Source organism: Neisseria dentiae (assembly GCF_024580525.1).
GTDB classification, from domain to species: domain Bacteria; phylum Pseudomonadota; class Gammaproteobacteria; order Burkholderiales; family Neisseriaceae; genus Neisseria; species Neisseria dentiae_A.
Genome location: NZ_JANIKQ010000008.1, coordinates 68184 through 84247, shown reverse-complemented (window position 1 = coordinate 84247; position 16064 = coordinate 68184). Strand labels below are relative to the sequence as shown.

Here is a 16064-nt window from a genome sequence, read left to right as displayed (position 1 = left end):
ATACCTCATACTGCCTGAATGGATGGAAGACAGTTGTGCGGTGTGCTGCCCGAAAAGCCTTCGGCTTTGCGGGATATTTTTTCAGACGGCCTGCCTGTTAGCGGTATAAGGCCGTCTGAAAATTTATCTGCCGAGTTTCTCGGCAACTAATTGGTGCAGTGTTTTGGCGGCGGGTTTCAAGGGCACGCGGTTCTGCGTCCAGCCCAATTGTTTGGCCGGAGCGAGCGAGCGGAATTTCGTTGCCGCCCAGCCGAAAGCGCGGTAGGCTTTGTTGCCGCTGAAAATGCCGTTGAAGGTGCGCCAAGCCAACTGTTCGCTCAGATTGTGCGATGCGCCTTGCCCGCGGATCGGGTGCGCCACTTTTTCGTCGGGCGAACGCTGCGCCTCTTCGCGCAGGCGGATTAAGAGGTCGGGAATCGGAATCCGCACGGGGCAGACTTCGGCGCACGCGCCGCACAACGAAGAAGCGGTGGGCAGGTCTTTGGTGGACTCCAAACCCATCAGGTGCGGCGAGATGATTTCGCCGATGGGGCCGGGATAAGTGGTGCCGTAGGCCGCGCCGCCGATGCGGGTGTAAACCGGGCAGTGGTTCATGCACGCGCCGCAGCGGATACATTGCAGGGTTTGGCGCATTTGTGCATCGGCATAGGCTTGGCTGCGGCCGTTGTCGAGCAGCACCAGGTGCATTTCCTGCGGGCCGTCGAGTTCGGCGCTTCTGCGCGGGCCGGTGATCATGTTGAAATAGGTGGTAATCGGCTGGCCGATGGCGCTGCGCGGCAGCAGGCTGTAGAGCGGCGGAATGTCCGACAGTTTCGCCACCACTTTTTCGATGCCGGTGATGGCGATGTGCACGGGCGGCACGGTGGTGGTCAAACGGCCGTTGCCTTCGTTTTCCACCAAGCACAGCGTGCCGGTTTCGGCCACGGCGAAATTCACGCCGGAGAGGCCGACGTCGGCCGTGCGGTAAATATCGCGCAGGGCGCGGCGGGCGATGCCGGTGAGTTCGTCTACGTCGTCGGTGGGGGCGGTGTTGAGGTGGTTGTGAAAAAGCTCGCTCACCTGCTCTTTGGTTTTGTGGATGGCGGGCATCACGATGTGGGTGGGCTTTTCGCCGGCCATCTGCACGATGTATTCGCCCAAATCGCTTTCGATTGCGCTGATGCCTTTGTCTTCGAGGTAGTGGTTCAGCTCGATTTCTTCGCTCACCATCGACTTGCCCTTAACCATCAGGCGGCCGTTTTTTTCGGCCATGATGCCGTGGATGATGCGGCAGGCTTCGTCGGGGGTTTCCGCCCAATGCACTTTCACGCCCAGGCGGGTCAGGTTGGTTTCCAATTCTTCCAAGAGTTCGGGCAGGCGGGCGAGCGAGCGTTGGCGGATGTGTTCGCACAGGGTGCGCAGCGCCTGCAATTCGTGCTCGTCGGACAACACGCCTTTGCGGCGGGTCATCAGCATATCCATCGCGGTGCGCAGGCTTTTGCGCAGCGGGGCGTCGGCCAGCGCGCCGACGGCGTTTTGCTTGAAGGTTTCCGGCTTGGGGTGGAAATGAATCGTTTGCGTGTTCATATGCGTTCTTTTGTTTGTTTCAGACGGCCTGTTTTGCAATTGAGGCCGTCTGAAAAATATCGTGTGGTTTGTGGGGAAGGCCGTTTCAGTCGGCCAAATCCGCTTCGGCTATATGGTCGGGCAGCACGGCCAGCACCACCATATCGCGCGGGCCGTGCGCGCCGTAGGCCAGCGTGAGCTGGATATCGGCGGTTTTCGACGGGCCGGACACCAGCACCACATTGGTGGGCATGCCGGCGGCCATGTTTTCGCCCTGCATGGCGCTGTAAAAATCGTTATACATTTTGGCCGCATCAAACAGGCAGATATGCACGGGCGGCACCAAACTCTGGCTGCGCGGCTGGCTTTCAGACGGCCACAGCACCAGCGTGCCGGTGTGGGCGATGCCGCAATGCACATCGGTGAAACCGGCATCGATGTCGGCGAAAAATTCGTCTTTCCAGTCTTCGATCGGCCGCTCGAAGGCTTTTACTTCGATGCCGGCCGCTTCTGCGGCAGTGGCGGCCAAGCGGCCGTGTTCGGTTTGCAGGGGCAGCAGAATGTTGCGCAAGCCTTTTTCCTGCGCCACCTTCACCAGCATCTGCGCCCAGTTGTCGGCGCGCACCCAATGGATTTCGGTTTTCACCGCCCGCATGGCTTTCGCCCAATGTTTCAGACGGCCTGCCTCGCTTTCCCACTGCGGCGTCATTTCCTGATAATAAGCCGCAGTTTCAGGCTCTTTCATCGGCGCGGCGGCCGCACGGCGCAGTTTGGCCAGAATGTTTTCGCGTGCGCTCATGCTTTGCCTCCCGTGCGCTCCAACAAGAACGTGGCGATGTGTTTGGGTTTGGGCATATTGGGTTCGTCTTTGGCGATTTTGCCGCCGATGTTGAGCATGCAGCCCGCATCGGCGCTGATGATTTCCACGGCCTGCGTGTCTTTGAGGGCGGCCACTTTGTCGCTGACCATCGCGCCGGAAATATCGGGGTGTTTCACCGAAAACGTGCCGCCGAAACCGCAGCATTCGCTTTCGTGGTCATGCACCACGCGCTCCACATTGGCCAGTTTGTCCACCAGCGCCCAGCCCGAAAGATGCACGCCCATTTCGCGGCGGGCGGCGCAAGAAGTGTGCACCGCCACTTTGACGGCTTCGCCCTTGTCTTGCGGCTCGTAGCCGATGGCCAGCAGAAAATGGGTGAACTCCACCACGCGGCCGGCCACGTCGTTGGCCAGGCGTTCGTAAACGCTGCCTTTAAACATCAGCGGCCATTGGTGTTTCATCATGCCGCCGCACGAGCCGGACGGCACCACCACCGGCCACGGGTTGGGGAACAAATCCAGCTGCGCCTTGGCCACTTCAAACGACTCTTTCGGGTGGCCGGACGAAAACGCCGGCTGGCCGCAGCAGCTCTGTGCCATCGGAAAATGCACGCGCACGCCTTGCTGCTCGAGCAGCGTTATCGCATCCATGCCGGCTTCGGGCATGAAAATATCCAACAGGCAGGTGCCGAAAAAATAAACATCGGCAGGCTTGCTGCCGTAAACGGGGGTATGGTTGGTTTGGTTCATTATTGGTTTATTGGTCTGACCAATTTTGTTAAACTGGCCTTACTTTACGTAATGCCGTGTAACCGGTCAAGTGCCGGATAAAAAATAAATCGGGCGCTCGGTTGATAATTTTTTAGGCGAACGCCGAAAAGTTTACGGTACAATCACCACGCGCACCGGCAACTCTTTCCGCGCACCTGAATATTCAATAATAAATAAATAGTTTGACGAACCCCGAAGGCCTTTGGCTGGCCGCCGTTGCAGGCGCGGGGTGAAGAAAAATTAATTAAGGTATGAATTATGCCGAACAAAACTGCCGCCGCCATCAAATCGCCCGCCATCGGTATGCAGATTGCTTCTGTGTTGGAAGAGCGGATTTTACAAAACGTGTATCCGATTGGCTGCAAACTGCCGCCCGAGCGCCGCTTGGCCGAAGAGTTCGGCGTGTCGCGCCAATCGCTGCGCGCCGCGCTGCACATATTGGCCACCCGCGGCCTGCTGCACGCGCGGCAGGGCGACGGGCATTATGTTTCGGGCAATGTTGAAGAAACGTTCCATTACGGCTGGGAAGATTTAATCGACGCGCACGAAGGCATGGAAAGCGAAGTGCTGGATTTCCGCCGCGGCATCGAAGGCATGCTGGCCGCGCTGGCCGCCCAGCGCCGCACCGAGGCCGACTTGGCGCGTATGGAAAACTGGCTGGCCAAGCTGCGCGAAGCCTACAGCCAAAACAACCTCGACCAGCAATCCGCCGCCGATGTGGCTTTTCACCAAGCCGTGGCCGAAGCCGCACACAATATTCTGTTCACCCGCCTTTCAGACGGCCTGTTGCGCCTGCTCACCGGCCAAACCAAACGCAATCTGGGCAATATGTTCGGCGTGCCCGATGTGTATGCGCAACTGATGGCGCAGCACGAAGCCATTTTTACCGCCATCGCACAGCAGGATGCCGCCGCCGCCGCACAGGCCGCCTACCGCCATTTGGATTATGTGCAAAACTGCCTGATACGGCAGCGCGAACAGCAAAGCCGCGAAGCCGTGTCGAACGCACTGGCCGCCAGCGACAAACTCAAACCCAGGTTCAAATAACCGGCAGCCCGTATCCATCAACATTTATCGAACATTTGTCGGCAACCGGTTTGTGCGGCAGGCAAAATGGCGAAATGTGCTTTGCACCGCTCCTTTTTCAGACGGCCTGTGCACGATTCAGGCCGTCTGAAAGCCTTTTGTGCCGGCTAACGAACCTTTCCGCTGAAACCGCATGAAATGTAAATATCGCCGCCGGATTTCAAACCCGCGCCCGAATCATTTAAAATCAACCCTCTCTATTTTCTAAAAGAATACCGACGAAAGGCCGAACCATGACCTTGCAACGCACGCTCACATTCGCACTTAGCGCCCTTGCCGCCGCCATACTGGCCGCCTGCTCATCACACGAACAACCGGTCGAGCCGGTCAAACGCAGCGATGCGCCGCGCCCCTCCGTCCGCGCCGCCGAGCCGCCCGCCAAAGTGCTGGCCGATTACAGCCTTTACCAAAGTGCGCTGACCGCCGCCAAACAAGACGACGACATCCTGCCCGCCCAATTCCTCAATCAGGCCGGCGAAAGCGCCATGGCCGAAGACGTGCGCAACGAATGGCTCAAAAGCTTGGGCAAGCGCAGCCAATGGGCGCAGTTCAACCAGCAATACGCCAAACTTGCCCAAGCCGGCCGCGCACAAGAAGTGCAATGCTATGCAGAATTGAACAGCGGCAACCACACCGCGTTGGCTGCCGAATTGGTTAAAGAAATCAACCGCCTGCCGCAAGGCTGCAACCGTCTGATTGAAGCCGCCGCCGCTTCGGGCCGTCTGAACCAGAAAGACGCATGGCGGCGCGTGCGCGGTTTGATCAGCAACAACCAGTTAACCGACGCCCGCAACCTGGCCGCCGCACTCGGCAGCCCGTTTGAAGGCGGCGGCCAAGGCGCGCAGGAATACAGCCTGATCAGCGTAATCGGCAACACCGCCAAAAAAAGCACCGCATCCGCCTACACACTCGAAAGCATGCAGGGCAGCCTGAGCCGCGAACAAATCGGCTTTGCCTGGGGTGTGCTCGGCCATATGCAGGCGCAAAGCCAAAACATGGCCACCGCGTTGAGCTATTTCAGCCGTGCCGACCGCAGCCAGTTGAGCAACGAACAGTTCGAATGGTACGCCCGCGCCGCTCTGCGCCTGCAACGCTGGAACGATTTGGCCGACATCATCACCGCCATGCCCGCCAAACTGCAAAACGACCCGGCTTGGCAATACTGGCTCGCCCGCAGCTACGCCGCACAAGGCAACCGCGGCCAGGCAGAGCCTTTGTATGAAAAAGCCGCCGCCAGCGGCCGCAACTTCTACGCCGTGATGGCGGGCGAAGAACTGGGCCGCCGCGTCAGCACCCGCAACAACGTGGGCGAAGCCTCGAAAAGCGACGTCAAACATTTGGCGAAAGACGGCGCCATCGACCGCGCCCTCACCCTGTTTAAAGCCAGCCAAAGCAGCGGCGATTGGAAAATGCGCCGCCAGTCGCAGGCAGAATGGCGTTACGCCACCCGCGGTGCCGACGAAGACTTGCTGCTGACCGCCGCACAACTGGCATACGACAACCAGTTTTACGAAATGGCCATCAACAGCGCCGAGCGCACCAACACCAAGCTCAACTACAACCTGCGCTATATTTCGCCGTTTAAAGACACCACCGTGCGCTACGCCAATCAGGCGGGCATCGACCCCGCATGGGTGTACGGCCTTATCCGCCAGGAAAGCCGCTTTATGCTGGGCGCGCAATCCAGTGTGGGCGCGCAAGGGCTGATGCAGGTGATGCCCGCCACCGCCCGCGAAATCGCCGCCAAAATCGGCATGAGCAGCAGCGAGCTTTACACCATGGACGGCAACATCCGCATGGGCACTTGGTATATGGCCGATGCCAAACGCCGCCTGCAAAACAACGAAGTGATGGCTACCGCCGGTTACAACGCCGGCCCCAACCGCGCCCGCAACTGGCAGGCATCCGCACCGCTGGAAGGCGCGATTTATGCCGAAACCATCCCCTTCACCGAAACCCGCGACTACGTGAAAAAAGTGATGACCAACGCCACTTTCTACGCCAGCCTGTTCAACGAACCGCAAACCTCGCTGAAACAGCGCATGGGCGTGGTGCCGGGTCGCTATTAATCAGGAAGTGCCAACAGGGCGGATGCTGCCGCCCTGTTTGGCCGTCTGAACGCAGGCACGATAAGGTTTATTGTTTCAGACGGCCTGAGACCTTTGCAAAACCCCATCTGCGGTGCATTTCTGCGTTGTGCGCTGCTCGCTCGCTTGCCTATCTGCTTGATATGTCTGCGCTCGCTGCGCTGCTACGTCTTGAACTGCATCCACATCTGAGGGTTTTGCAAAGGTCTCGGCCTGCAAACATCCATAGCGTGCCGCCCGCATACCGGATAAATGATGACGATGGGCGGTACATCGTTTAACATCCACCCCTATTTCAAACGTCAATTCCGAAACACCATGAACCTATTTCCCGATTTGGCACAACGTTATACCCAAGAACAATTAACAGCGGGCGCAGCCCAGCGGCTGGCGCAGGAGATCGCTTTCGGCCCCGTCGTTTTCCAAGTATCGCGGCTGATGGTGAAAACCGGCATCCTCGAGCACCTCAACAACACCCCCGAAGGCGCCACCTTAGACGAAGCAGCCGAAGCCGCCGGCCTGAGCAGTTATGCCGCCCAAGTATTGCTCGAATCTTCGCTTTCCATCGGCACCGTGCTGTTTCAAAACGGCCGCTACACCATCAGCAAGGCCGGCTGGTTTCTGCTGAAAGACAAAATGGCGCGCGTTAACATGGATTTCGTGCAGGAAATTTGCTATCAGGGCTTGTTCGATTTAGAAGCCACCCTGTTAAGCGGCAAGCCGGAAGGCCTGAAAGTGTTCGGCAACTGGCCCACGATTTACGAAGGCCTTTCGCAGCTTCCCGAAAGCGCACGCGAAAAATGGCTGGCTTTCGACCATTATTATTCCGACAGCTCCTTCCCCCAGGCATTAAACGTTGTTTTCTCCCGCCCCGTGAAAAAACTGCTCGATGTGGGCGGCAACACCGGCCGCTGGGCCTTGCAGTGTCTTGCCCACAATCCGGGCGTTGAAGTAACCATTATGGATTTGCCGCAACAGCTCGGCCTGATGCGCGAAGCCGTGAAAGGGCGCCCGGGCGCAGAGCGCATTCACGGCCACCCGGCCAACCTGCTCGACGATAACGTGCCGTTTCCGCAAGGTTTCGATGCGATTTGGATGAGCCAGTTTCTCGACTGCTTCTCCGAAGCCGAGGTGACCGGCATTCTCAGGCGCGCGGCCGCTTCTATGGGCGCCGATACCGATCTCTATATCATGGAACCGTTTTGGGACAGACAACAATACGAAACCGCCGCCTACTGCCTCACCCAAACCAGCCTCTATTTCACGGCTATGGCCAACGGCAACAGTAAAATCTACCATTCCGAAGACATGGCCCGCTGTGTGGCCTCTGCCGGCCTCACCGTTGCCGAAACCTTCGACGGCTTGGGGCTGGGGCACAGTATTTTCAGATGCCGCAAGGCATAGCGTGGATTGGCGGGTACTTTTATATCATTCGCTCAGGCCGGGGTTTTGCAAAAACCATCGGTATTTTAAAAGCTTAGCGTCATGCGCGGGCCTGATCCGAGTATCTTTTTGTTTTGAAAGAAATGATGCAAAAAATAGCAGATATTCGGGTCAGGCCCGAGTATGAAGGCAATCAGGTATTTCAGACGGCCTGAAACCTTTGTAACATTTCTTGTGGCCGTCTGAAAAAATAAAACCGGAAATCTTTCCGGTTTTATTTTTTCCAATAAGGCGGGGTAAACAGAATCAAAACGGTGAAAATTTCCAAACGCCCAAGCAGCATCACGGCGGTGCACAGCCATTTTTGAATGTCGGTTAAGGCCGCATAGTTATATGCAGGGCCGACCGAACCCAAACCCGGGCCGGAGTTGGTGATGCAGGCGATAACGGCGCCGAAGGCCGAGATGAAGTCCATGCCTGCAATCATCATGAAAAAGGTAAACAGCACCACCGTCATAAAATACACGAAAATAAAAGCCATCACCGTGAGCGCGGTGCGTTCGGGGATGGTGCGGCCGTTTACCTTAACGTTGCGCACGGCGTTGGGGTGCAGCAGCAACAGCATTTCGCGCAGGCTGAATTTGGCCAGAATAATAGCGCGTACGTTTTTAATGCCGCCGCCCATCGAGCCGGAGCTGGGCAGGATATTGGCGAGAAAAAACATCCACAACGTGGTAATCAACGGCCAAGTGCCGAAGTCGGTATTGGTGAAGCCGCTGGAAAGGCTCACCGAAATAAAATTGAAGGCTGTGTAGCGCAGCGCCTCTTCCAAAGAGGGGTAATATTGTTTGTGCCACAAATAAAGGCTCACAGCGGCAATGCTGGCAAAAAGCACGCAAACGATGATGCGGAATTCTTCGTCCTGCCAATAACGGCGGGGTGAGCGGGCGCCGAAAGCCGAGAAATGGGTAACAAAATTCACGGCGCCGAACAGAGTGCCCGCCATCACGATCAGCTCGATGGTTTGCGAATTGAAATACGCAATGCTGTCGTCGTGGGTGGAAAATCCGCCCAGCGAAATGGTGGACATGGCGTGGCAGAACGCATCGAACCAGTTCATGCCGGCAAAATGCAGCGCCAAAAGCACCACGCAGGTGCCGCAGGCATAGGTGAGCCAGAGTTTTTTCGCCACTTGGGAAATGCGCGGCGCCATTTTGCTGTCTTTGTCGATGCCCGGGATTTCGGCCTTGAAAAGCTGAGTGCCGCCCACGCCGAGCATGGGCAGAATGGCTACGGCCAGCACGATAATCCCCATGCCGCCCAGCCAGTTGAGCATATGCCGCCAGAAATTGATGGAAGGGGCGAGCGTGTCCAAGCTGGTGATAACGGTGGAGCCGGTGGTGGTTAAGCCCGACATGGCCTCAAACAGCGCATCGGTATAGCTCATGTGCGGAAAATACAGATAAAACGGCATGGCCGCCACCAGTGCGAAGCCCACCCACAGCATACACACCAGCGTAAAACCGTCGCGCACGCGCAATTCGCGGTGGTATTGCAGCGTTAACAGCCAGACGGCGCACGAAGCGATAATGGTAACCAGTGCAGTCGAGCCGAACGCGTGCAGGGCATCGTCGAGAAACAGATACGATACGAACGTGGGCACCAAGAGCAATATCGAAAACAATACGCCGAGCTTGGATAGAATGTGGACAATGGGAATGATTTTATACATGGCAAACAATTTCAGACGGCCCCGGCCCGATGGCGCACACGAGGCCGTCTGAAACGGTGAAAAGTTCAAGATGCGGCTGCAACCGCCTGCATTCTAACAAAAACAGATAAAACACAAAAAGCTTTAACTGGAAACTATGAATAAACAAAGGCCGTCTGAAAACGTTTCAGACGGCCTTCCGGTAACGGATCGTGCCGCAGTTTGAAGTTAAAACAGCGTATCCGTCAGTTCTTTATATTGCTGATACTGCTCGGGGGCAGGGCGCACGGGTTGGTAGGGGGCTTCGGGCGCTTTCGGTGGCTGCGGTGCTGTTGCCGGTGCGGAGGCGGGTGCTGCGGGAGCGGCCGGAGCAACGGGTTTGTCGGTTCCGGCATCCACTTCGATTTCGGTTCCGGCCGGCAATACTTCGTCTTTAACCGGTGCGGGCGGCGGCGCCACTTTCGGTTTGGTGTGGGCTGCCGAGCCGCTGTTCCAAGCCAGCGATTGCAGCGGGCCTTTCACTTTCACGCCTTTGGCACAGGTTAAACAATTAATCTGGCCGGTGCGGTTTTTCAAAATCGCGTCGACCCGCTTGGGATTGACGGTTTTGCCGTGTGCTTTCGCCCAAGCATTGATGCTTTTGCGCAAGGCTTCGGTGTTGAGGTTTTTTTGGTTATAGGGGTCGCGGTAGGCGGCCAGCCAAAGATTGTTGTTGGCATCAGTGTTCAACGCGGCCATCTGATAGATAACCGAAGCGGGCGAGCCGCTGGTAATGGTTTTGGCGAATTCCAGCGCATCGGGCGATTTCATGCGCACGCAGCCGTGACTGCGCACCCCGGGCACGCTGGCAGGGGCGTTGGTGCCGTGAATGCCCAAGCCGAGCTTGGGGTCGCCCATGCGCACAAATACCGGCCCCAGCGGATTGCTCGGGCCGGGCGGAACGGTTTTCACGCCGTCGTTACGCTCTTTTTGGATGCTTTTGGGAATATGCCAGGTGGGGTTGAAAGCTTTCGCACCGATTTTGTGCTCGCCCAAATTCGTTTGCGTAGCCGCTTTGCCTACGGCTACGGGGTAAACTTTGGTCAGTTTGCCGTCGGTATAAAGAAACAAGCGTTGCTGGGGAATGTTGATGACAACGTGTTGTCCTGCCGACATAGGCTGGTGGTCGGGAACCGGTGTGTTGGCTGCAGCGGCAGCGCAGAAAGATGCGGCAATGAAGCCGAAACTGATTTTTTTCATCGTTAGGTAGCTGTGTTGTTATGATTCAAGGGGTAAAACTTGCACGAATCATACCGTAATCCGCAGATTTTTGTGAGAAAATACACTGTTTTCGGGTAAGGGTATACCGGGCAACGGTATTTTATCCCGCATTTTACGGCTCAAAAATGAAACAAATAATTGAATTAAATAATACGGCCGACGTGTTTTCGCTAGATTACGAGGGCAGGGGCGTTGCCCGCGTAAACGGCAAAACGGTTTTTATTAAAGGTGCACTGCCGACCGAGCAGGTGGCGTTCCGAGTTACCCGCAGCAAAAAACAGTTTGACGAAGCGGTGGCAACAAACATTATCAGGCCGTCTGAAGAACGGGTTGCACCCAAGTGTTGTTATTTCGACACATGTGGCGGCTGCGTATTGCAACACGCTTCGCACGGTGCGCAAATTGCCTTTAAACAGAGAATATTAGAAGAGCAACTGTTACGGATAGGCAAAATATTTCCCGAGCAAATCCTGCCGCCGGTTTACGGCAGCGCATGGGCATACCGGCACAGGGTGCGCTTCAGCGTGGCCGCCGATAAACAAGGGCGTATCGGCGTGGGTTTTCAGGCAAGGCAAAGCCATGATGTGGTGGCGGTAGAATGCTGTCCCGTGCTGCCCGATCATGTTTCCGGCATACTGCCCGGCCTGAACCGGCTGATGCAGGATTTTGTTAAGATAAACGGGCGGGTTAACTATATAGAATGTGCCGTCGGGGAACAGCTGACGGTTTTGAATGTCTGTATGCAGGAAATGCCGAACAAAGCCGCCTGCGAACTGCTCGAACGGTTTTCAGACGGCCTTAACCAAAGCGGTAGAAAATGGCAGATATGGATACAGCACGGCAATAAAGCCGCTTATCCGCTTTGCCCCGAAAGCGCGCCGGAGCTGGCTTACCGCCTGCCCGAATTTGATGTGGAAATGCCTTTCCGCCCCGGCGATTTCACCCAAATCAACGCCGAAATGAACGCGCTGATGGTGGGGCGCGCCTTAAGGCTGCTTGATGTACGGCCCAACGAGCGCGTGGCCGATTTGTTTTGCGGGCTGGGCAATTTTACCCTGCCCATTGCAAAAAGCGGTGCGACAGTTGTCGGCTTGGAAGGGGCGGATTATTTAGTAAGCCGCGCCTGTGAGAATGCAGCGTCAAACGGTTGCCGCCATGCAGTGTTCCGGCAGGCAGACCTGTTTGAAACCACGCCCGCCACAGTAGCACAATGGGGGCATTTCGATAAAATGCTGCTCGATCCGCCCCGCAGCGGCGCTTATGCCGTTGTACAGGCTTTACACGCACCCTATTTACCGAAAAGGATAGTTTATGTATCTTGCAATCCGTCTACGTTGGCCAGAGATGCCGCTGTATTAACCGGCAAGGGCTACCGCTTCAAAGCGGCAGGCGTGATGAATATGTTCGCCCAAACAGCGCATGTGGAATCGATAGCTTGGTTTGAGTTGCATTAATACCCACATTAATGACGTGCCGATACGTTTTGATGTAATAATCGGTTAAATCATGTTATCATAATGCACTTGAGGGGACAGTATTACTTTATGTATGCCCGCTTTTAATCCGAAATCCGTTTTGAATTAATTTGTTCGGGCTGCAACACGTATCGGGAGATATCCTTGGATTATTCACTTTTAATCATAGTAATGCTTTCGGCTTTGCTCGTTTTATTGTTTGTTCGCTACAAACAAAGCACGGGCGGCGCAAAAAAGCAAAAACCAGGCAGGCCGTCTGAATCCAGCCGTCGCACGGAAAGCGGGGAACATGCTTCGGACGGCGGAGATTGGATGAGCCAGGTTTCCCAATCAGTGTCGGAAACCGAAAGCAACGATTGGGGGTGGGACAGCGCAGGCCAAACCGAAGCATCAACCGCAGCCGTATCCGCCCAAGAAGTCGATCCGCTGACGGAATATCAGGTTTACAAACAGTTCGGCTACGAAAGCAAAGCGGCAGCCTCTTTGGCCGGTTATCTGAACGGGCTGACCGACGGTGCGCCCGAAAAACTCGTGCACGAATTGGTCGGCTTGAGCCTGCGTACCGGCGACATTGATCTGTTAGCCGACACGCTGGAGCGGCACGGTAACGTTCTGCCTGAAGAAAGCGTGGCCGAATATGTAAAAGCAGGCTTGGTTGCCAATTCTACGCACCTGCAATTACGCGTTATGGCAGAACGCCGTTTGGGTTGGAGCATGCAGGAAGTATCGCGCCAAATCGGTGAAAAAACCGGCTTGGACGAAATCCAATCCGCAGTATCCGCACCCACTTTAACCATCAATACCGCTAACGCAGGCCATGCCGGCGAAACAGGCGCAGACACCCGCGTACCGATCGTTATCGGCCGCAATACCGATTTGGACAGCGTAACGGAAGAAGAAATGGGCGCGGTTATCGGTTTTGTGAAGCCGGAAAAGAGCGCCAAGATTCTAAGGGGTAAAGTGGATTACGAAACCGCTCTGCGCCAATATAACAAAGCCATTCAAAAATCGGCTAAACCCGCAAGTCTGATTATCGACGCGTTGAAGCTCGATTATCAAAACGAAGAAGTCAATCAGTTTGCAAAACACTTGTGGAAATTGTATTACACATTAGGGCAATACGGTCGTCAGGTAAAAGAGCGTATGCTGGGCTGGGGTTACAGCTTGGGATACCACGAGGTATTCGACGATTTGGAAAAGGGGCCGTCTGAACAGAAAGTTCGTGAAATCGGACTGGCAAGAGGTTATTTACAACCAACTTCCCTGCAACTGAAATCCAAGTACCGTGATTTGGTGCAAAAAGACGATTCGCTTATCAGCGCAAATTCCTCACCGGCCGAAGAGGCAATCAAAGAAGTGGAATCTTTGCTGATGTACGGCCAATTGGATCAGGCCATCGGTACTTTGGAGCAGGCAGTATTGCAATATCCGCAAGAATCCCAGCTGTATGTCATGCTGTTCGACCTTTACGAGCGTGCAGAAGATTGGTCCCGTTTGGAACAATTCTTGCGCCTGCTCCGCGAGCGTGTGGCAAGCCTGCCTGAGGAAGTTGTTTTGGCGATGAGCCGGTTGTTACGCCGAGTGAATCAACAGTCTAAATAGTAAATACTTTTTTAAAGAGTGCCGATAATGGACAACCTGTTACCGAAAGTAAAAACCGTACGGATCATGCTGCAAGAGATGGGCGAGCAACAAGAAGCCGTTTTCCGTATGGCATTTAAAATGCACAACACCACCAATTATGAAATCGTTACTGCCGAATCGGCAGAACAGCCGGATTTGGTTTTGGTGGATACCGATACCGAGCAGGGTATTGCCAGTTGGAAAGAAGCAAAAGAAGCCTATCCCAATGTTCCGGTGGCCATGTTTTCGGCGAAAGAACCCAACGTGACCACGCCCTATCTGGCCAAACCGATTAAATTCGATACCTTGTTCCCGATTTTGAGAAGTTTGTCGCAAGGCGGTGGGATTTTTGAATTCTCCGAGCAGAAACAGCAGGAAAATTCGGGCGGCGTAGGAGCGGATGGTGCACGCAAGGCAACCATCCACCGTTTCAACCCGCAAAAAGGCTTGCTGGGTGCTTTAAGATTTGCCAGTCAAGGCAGTCAGGATATCGCTGTTTTGCATGAAGGCAAGCCTGTATTGATTGTGTTTCCCAGTATCCAGCGCGTATTGCTGACGGTGAGTGCAACCGAACTTGAAAAGCTGAGCAAAGACGACAATCTTGCGGTAGTTTGCAAAGCGGTGCCTGATAATCCCCAGTGGAAAGAAAAAGCCAAAGTAACGATTATGTCGTGCCTGTGGCAAATGGCTATCTGGACGGCACAAGGCCGCCTGATTTATCCGATGACGCCGCAAACCGTATTCACACTCAAACGCTGGCCCAATTTGACCCGTTTGGCCCCGGTGCCGGAGTCTATGCGGCTATCGGCATTTTTGACCAAAACATCAGTTAACCTGAACATTCTTTATAAAGTTATGCCCTTGGAAATGCCGGATATTCTCAACTATCTGGCTGCAACCTACGTTACCGGCTTTTTGGCTACCGATGCCGAATTCACCAATCAAGACAAACCGGCCAATGTATCTGCAGAAAGCATGAAAGTAGGCGGCGAAGTTCCTGACAACCAAATGAGCAAAGACGCCCAAAAAGCGGTCAGCCCGTCTGCCGAGCAGCCGCGCAGCCTGTTGCAGCGCCTGATGCGCAAACTTATCGGCAAGAAATAATTTAAGGGGTTATAAATGAAAGAGAATAAAATTATTTTTACCGGCCCCGTAGGTGTGGGTAAAACAACGGCTATCTCCGCATTGTCCGACGAACCGCCGGTACAAACCGATGCCGATGCTTCCGATATGACCTTGGTACGCAAAGGCTATACAACGGTTGCTATGGATTACGGCGTTATCCGTTTGGACGAAGAAACCAAAGTCCACTTATACGGCACGCCGGGGCAAGAGCGCTTCAACTTTATGTGGGAGATTTTGAGCCAAGGGAGCATGGGCTTGATCTTGCTGTTGGATAACACGCGAACCAATCCTTTGAAAGACTTGCAGTTTTTCTTGGATGCTTTCCGTGAATTGCTGAAAACCGCTCCGCTGGTTGTAGGCGTTACCAAAATGGATATCCGTTCCTTGCCGGGGGTGGATGTATATCAAAAATATTTGGCACAGAATAATTTTAATGTACCGGTATTTGAAATCGATGCACGCCGAGAAGACGATGTCAAACAATTGGTTAGTGCAATGCTCTTTTCAATTGACCCGGGATTAGAGGTATAAGATGGAATCCACACTTTCTTTACAATCGAATTTGTACCCTAAAATCACTCCGGCCGGTGCATATTATGCGGTTTCGGGAGATACGCCCAGCGCCAGCCGGACGCTGCTATACGGTTTATTGCGGGCGAATCCTGCCGAAACCATCAGCAGCGAAAAACTTTTGGCTTGGGCAGACACCAGCGATATCGATAGTGCGTTAAACTTGTTATACCGCCTTCAACGCTTGGAATTTTTATACGGCGACGAAAATGTCGGCAGCGAAGATACCAACCTGACAGATGAAGAGTTGCCGGAGTTGTTGGCTAAGCTGTCGAATTCAGGTAAGGCCTTGTTGGCAGATGAAAACGGTTTGTATTTTGCCAATGCCGGCTTCCATCACGAAGCGGCGGAAGAAGTGGGTATTCTGGCCGGTGAAATTGCAGCCGTTGTTGACAAACACCAGCTGTTGATTAAGAACAACCTGCATATCCACCACAGCGCGTGGGGTATTTGCGACCCTTCCGGCCAAAGCGAATTAACTTTCTTCCCCCTCTATATCGGCATGAGCAAACTGATTTTGGTTATTGGCGGCCTGCCCGATTTGAATAAAGAAGAGTTCGTTACTTTGGTGAAAGTATTGCATAACCGTTACGGGCGGCATTAAACCAA

Annotated in this window: 14 protein-coding genes; 9 read left to right on the top strand and 5 right to left on the bottom strand. The window is 54.7% G+C overall.

Annotation, left to right across the window (positions count from 1 at the left end):
• Nucleotides 1-123 precede the first annotated feature (123 nt).
• From NQ012_RS06595 to NQ012_RS06585, 3 genes are all read right to left on the bottom strand, one after another.
• Entirely contained in the window at nt 124-1566 is a 1443-nt protein-coding gene (locus NQ012_RS06595; protein ID WP_257066808.1) for a LutB/LldF family L-lactate oxidation iron-sulfur protein, read from the bottom strand.
• Between the two features lie 85 nt (nt 1567-1651).
• Nucleotides 1652-2344, bottom strand: a complete 693-nt coding sequence (locus tag NQ012_RS06590) for a LutC/YkgG family protein (RefSeq protein ID WP_257066807.1) — start codon at nt 2342-2344, stop codon at nt 1652-1654.
• Nucleotides 2341-3114 (bottom strand): (Fe-S)-binding protein, encoded by a 774-nt coding sequence (locus NQ012_RS06585; RefSeq protein WP_257066806.1) that lies wholly within the window; start codon nt 3112-3114, stop codon nt 2341-2343. Before NQ012_RS06585 ends, NQ012_RS06590 begins: the two co-directional genes overlap by 4 nt.
• A gap of 279 nt (nt 3115-3393) precedes the next feature.
• Here NQ012_RS06585 and NQ012_RS06580 point away from each other — a divergent pair, with 279 nt between their 5' ends.
• The 4 genes from NQ012_RS06580 to NQ012_RS06565 all read left to right on the top strand — a co-directional run bounded on the left by NQ012_RS06580 (nt 3394) and on the right by NQ012_RS06565 (nt 7712).
• Nucleotides 3394-4182, top strand: a complete 789-nt coding sequence (locus NQ012_RS06580; protein ID WP_257066805.1) for a FadR/GntR family transcriptional regulator — start codon at nt 3394-3396, stop codon at nt 4180-4182.
• A gap of 272 nt (nt 4183-4454) precedes the next feature.
• On the top strand, nt 4455-6290 hold the full coding sequence (locus NQ012_RS06575; protein WP_257066804.1) for a lytic transglycosylase domain-containing protein: 1836 nt from the start codon (nt 4455-4457) through the stop codon (nt 6288-6290).
• 107 nt (nt 6291-6397) lie between these two features.
• The gene (locus NQ012_RS06570; RefSeq protein WP_257066831.1) at nt 6398-6589 is read left to right on the top strand and encodes a lipoprotein signal peptidase; all 192 of its coding nucleotides are present in this window, start codon (nt 6398-6400) and stop codon (nt 6587-6589) included.
• Nucleotides 6590-6626: 37 nt separating this feature from the next.
• Nucleotides 6627-7712: a class I SAM-dependent methyltransferase gene (locus NQ012_RS06565; RefSeq protein ID WP_257066803.1), complete on the top strand. Its 1086-nt coding sequence runs from the start codon at nt 6627-6629 to the stop codon at nt 7710-7712.
• Nucleotides 7713-7965: 253 nt separating this feature from the next.
• On the opposite strand, the gene NQ012_RS06560 is transcribed toward NQ012_RS06565, so the two are convergent.
• On the bottom strand, nt 7966-9423 hold the full coding sequence (locus NQ012_RS06560) for a TrkH family potassium uptake protein (protein WP_257066802.1): 1458 nt from the start codon (nt 9421-9423) through the stop codon (nt 7966-7968).
• Nucleotides 9424-9630: 207 nt separating this feature from the next.
• Nucleotides 9631-10641: a L,D-transpeptidase gene (locus tag NQ012_RS06555; RefSeq protein WP_257066801.1), complete on the bottom strand. Its 1011-nt coding sequence runs from the start codon at nt 10639-10641 to the stop codon at nt 9631-9633.
• Nucleotides 10642-10787: 146 nt separating this feature from the next.
• On the opposite strand from NQ012_RS06555, the gene rlmD reads away from it, so the two are divergent.
• From rlmD to NQ012_RS06530, 5 genes are all read left to right on the top strand, one after another.
• Complete coding sequence (rlmD, locus tag NQ012_RS06550) at nt 10788-12116, top strand: 23S rRNA (uracil(1939)-C(5))-methyltransferase RlmD (RefSeq protein WP_257066800.1); 1329 nt, start codon at nt 10788-10790, stop codon at nt 12114-12116.
• Between the two features lie 192 nt (nt 12117-12308).
• The gene (locus tag NQ012_RS06545) at nt 12309-13739 is read left to right on the top strand and encodes a tetratricopeptide repeat protein (RefSeq protein WP_257066830.1); all 1431 of its coding nucleotides are present in this window, start codon (nt 12309-12311) and stop codon (nt 13737-13739) included.
• A gap of 27 nt (nt 13740-13766) precedes the next feature.
• Nucleotides 13767-14864, top strand: a complete 1098-nt coding sequence (locus NQ012_RS06540; protein WP_257066799.1) for a response regulator — start codon at nt 13767-13769, stop codon at nt 14862-14864.
• Nucleotides 14865-14879: 15 nt separating this feature from the next.
• Nucleotides 14880-15416 carry a GTP-binding protein gene (locus tag NQ012_RS06535; protein ID WP_054617398.1) on the top strand — a complete coding sequence of 179 codons (537 nt, stop codon included), beginning with the start codon at nt 14880-14882 and terminating at the stop codon, nt 15414-15416.
• Between the two features lies 1 nt (nt 15417).
• Nucleotides 15418-16059 (top strand): peptidase M23, encoded by a 642-nt coding sequence (locus tag NQ012_RS06530; RefSeq protein ID WP_085366061.1) that lies wholly within the window; start codon nt 15418-15420, stop codon nt 16057-16059.
• Nucleotides 16060-16064: the final 5 nt, after the last annotated feature.

Coding starts and splice junctions, on each gene's coding strand:
- NQ012_RS06595 (WP_257066808.1), bottom strand. CDS start 1,566: ATGAACACGCAAACGATTCATTTCCACCCCAAGCCGGAAACCTTCAAG.
- NQ012_RS06580 (WP_257066805.1), top strand. CDS start 3,394: ATGCCGAACAAAACTGCCGCCGCCATCAAATCGCCCGCCATCGGTATG.
- NQ012_RS06535 (WP_054617398.1), top strand. CDS start 14,880: ATGAAAGAGAATAAAATTATTTTTACCGGCCCCGTAGGTGTGGGTAAA.
- NQ012_RS06530 (WP_085366061.1), top strand. CDS start 15,418: ATGGAATCCACACTTTCTTTACAATCGAATTTGTACCCTAAAATCACT.
- NQ012_RS06560 (WP_257066802.1), bottom strand. CDS start 9,423: ATGTATAAAATCATTCCCATTGTCCACATTCTATCCAAGCTCGGCGTA.
- NQ012_RS06545 (WP_257066830.1), top strand. CDS start 12,309: ATGCTTTCGGCTTTGCTCGTTTTATTGTTTGTTCGCTACAAACAAAGC.
- NQ012_RS06555 (WP_257066801.1), bottom strand. CDS start 10,641: ATGAAAAAAATCAGTTTCGGCTTCATTGCCGCATCTTTCTGCGCTGCC.
- NQ012_RS06590 (WP_257066807.1), bottom strand. CDS start 2,344: ATGAGCGCACGCGAAAACATTCTGGCCAAACTGCGCCGTGCGGCCGCC.
- rlmD (WP_257066800.1), top strand. CDS start 10,788: ATGAAACAAATAATTGAATTAAATAATACGGCCGACGTGTTTTCGCTA.
- NQ012_RS06585 (WP_257066806.1), bottom strand. CDS start 3,114: ATGAACCAAACCAACCATACCCCCGTTTACGGCAGCAAGCCTGCCGAT.
- NQ012_RS06565 (WP_257066803.1), top strand. CDS start 6,627: ATGAACCTATTTCCCGATTTGGCACAACGTTATACCCAAGAACAATTA.
- NQ012_RS06575 (WP_257066804.1), top strand. CDS start 4,455: ATGACCTTGCAACGCACGCTCACATTCGCACTTAGCGCCCTTGCCGCC.
- NQ012_RS06540 (WP_257066799.1), top strand. CDS start 13,767: ATGGACAACCTGTTACCGAAAGTAAAAACCGTACGGATCATGCTGCAA.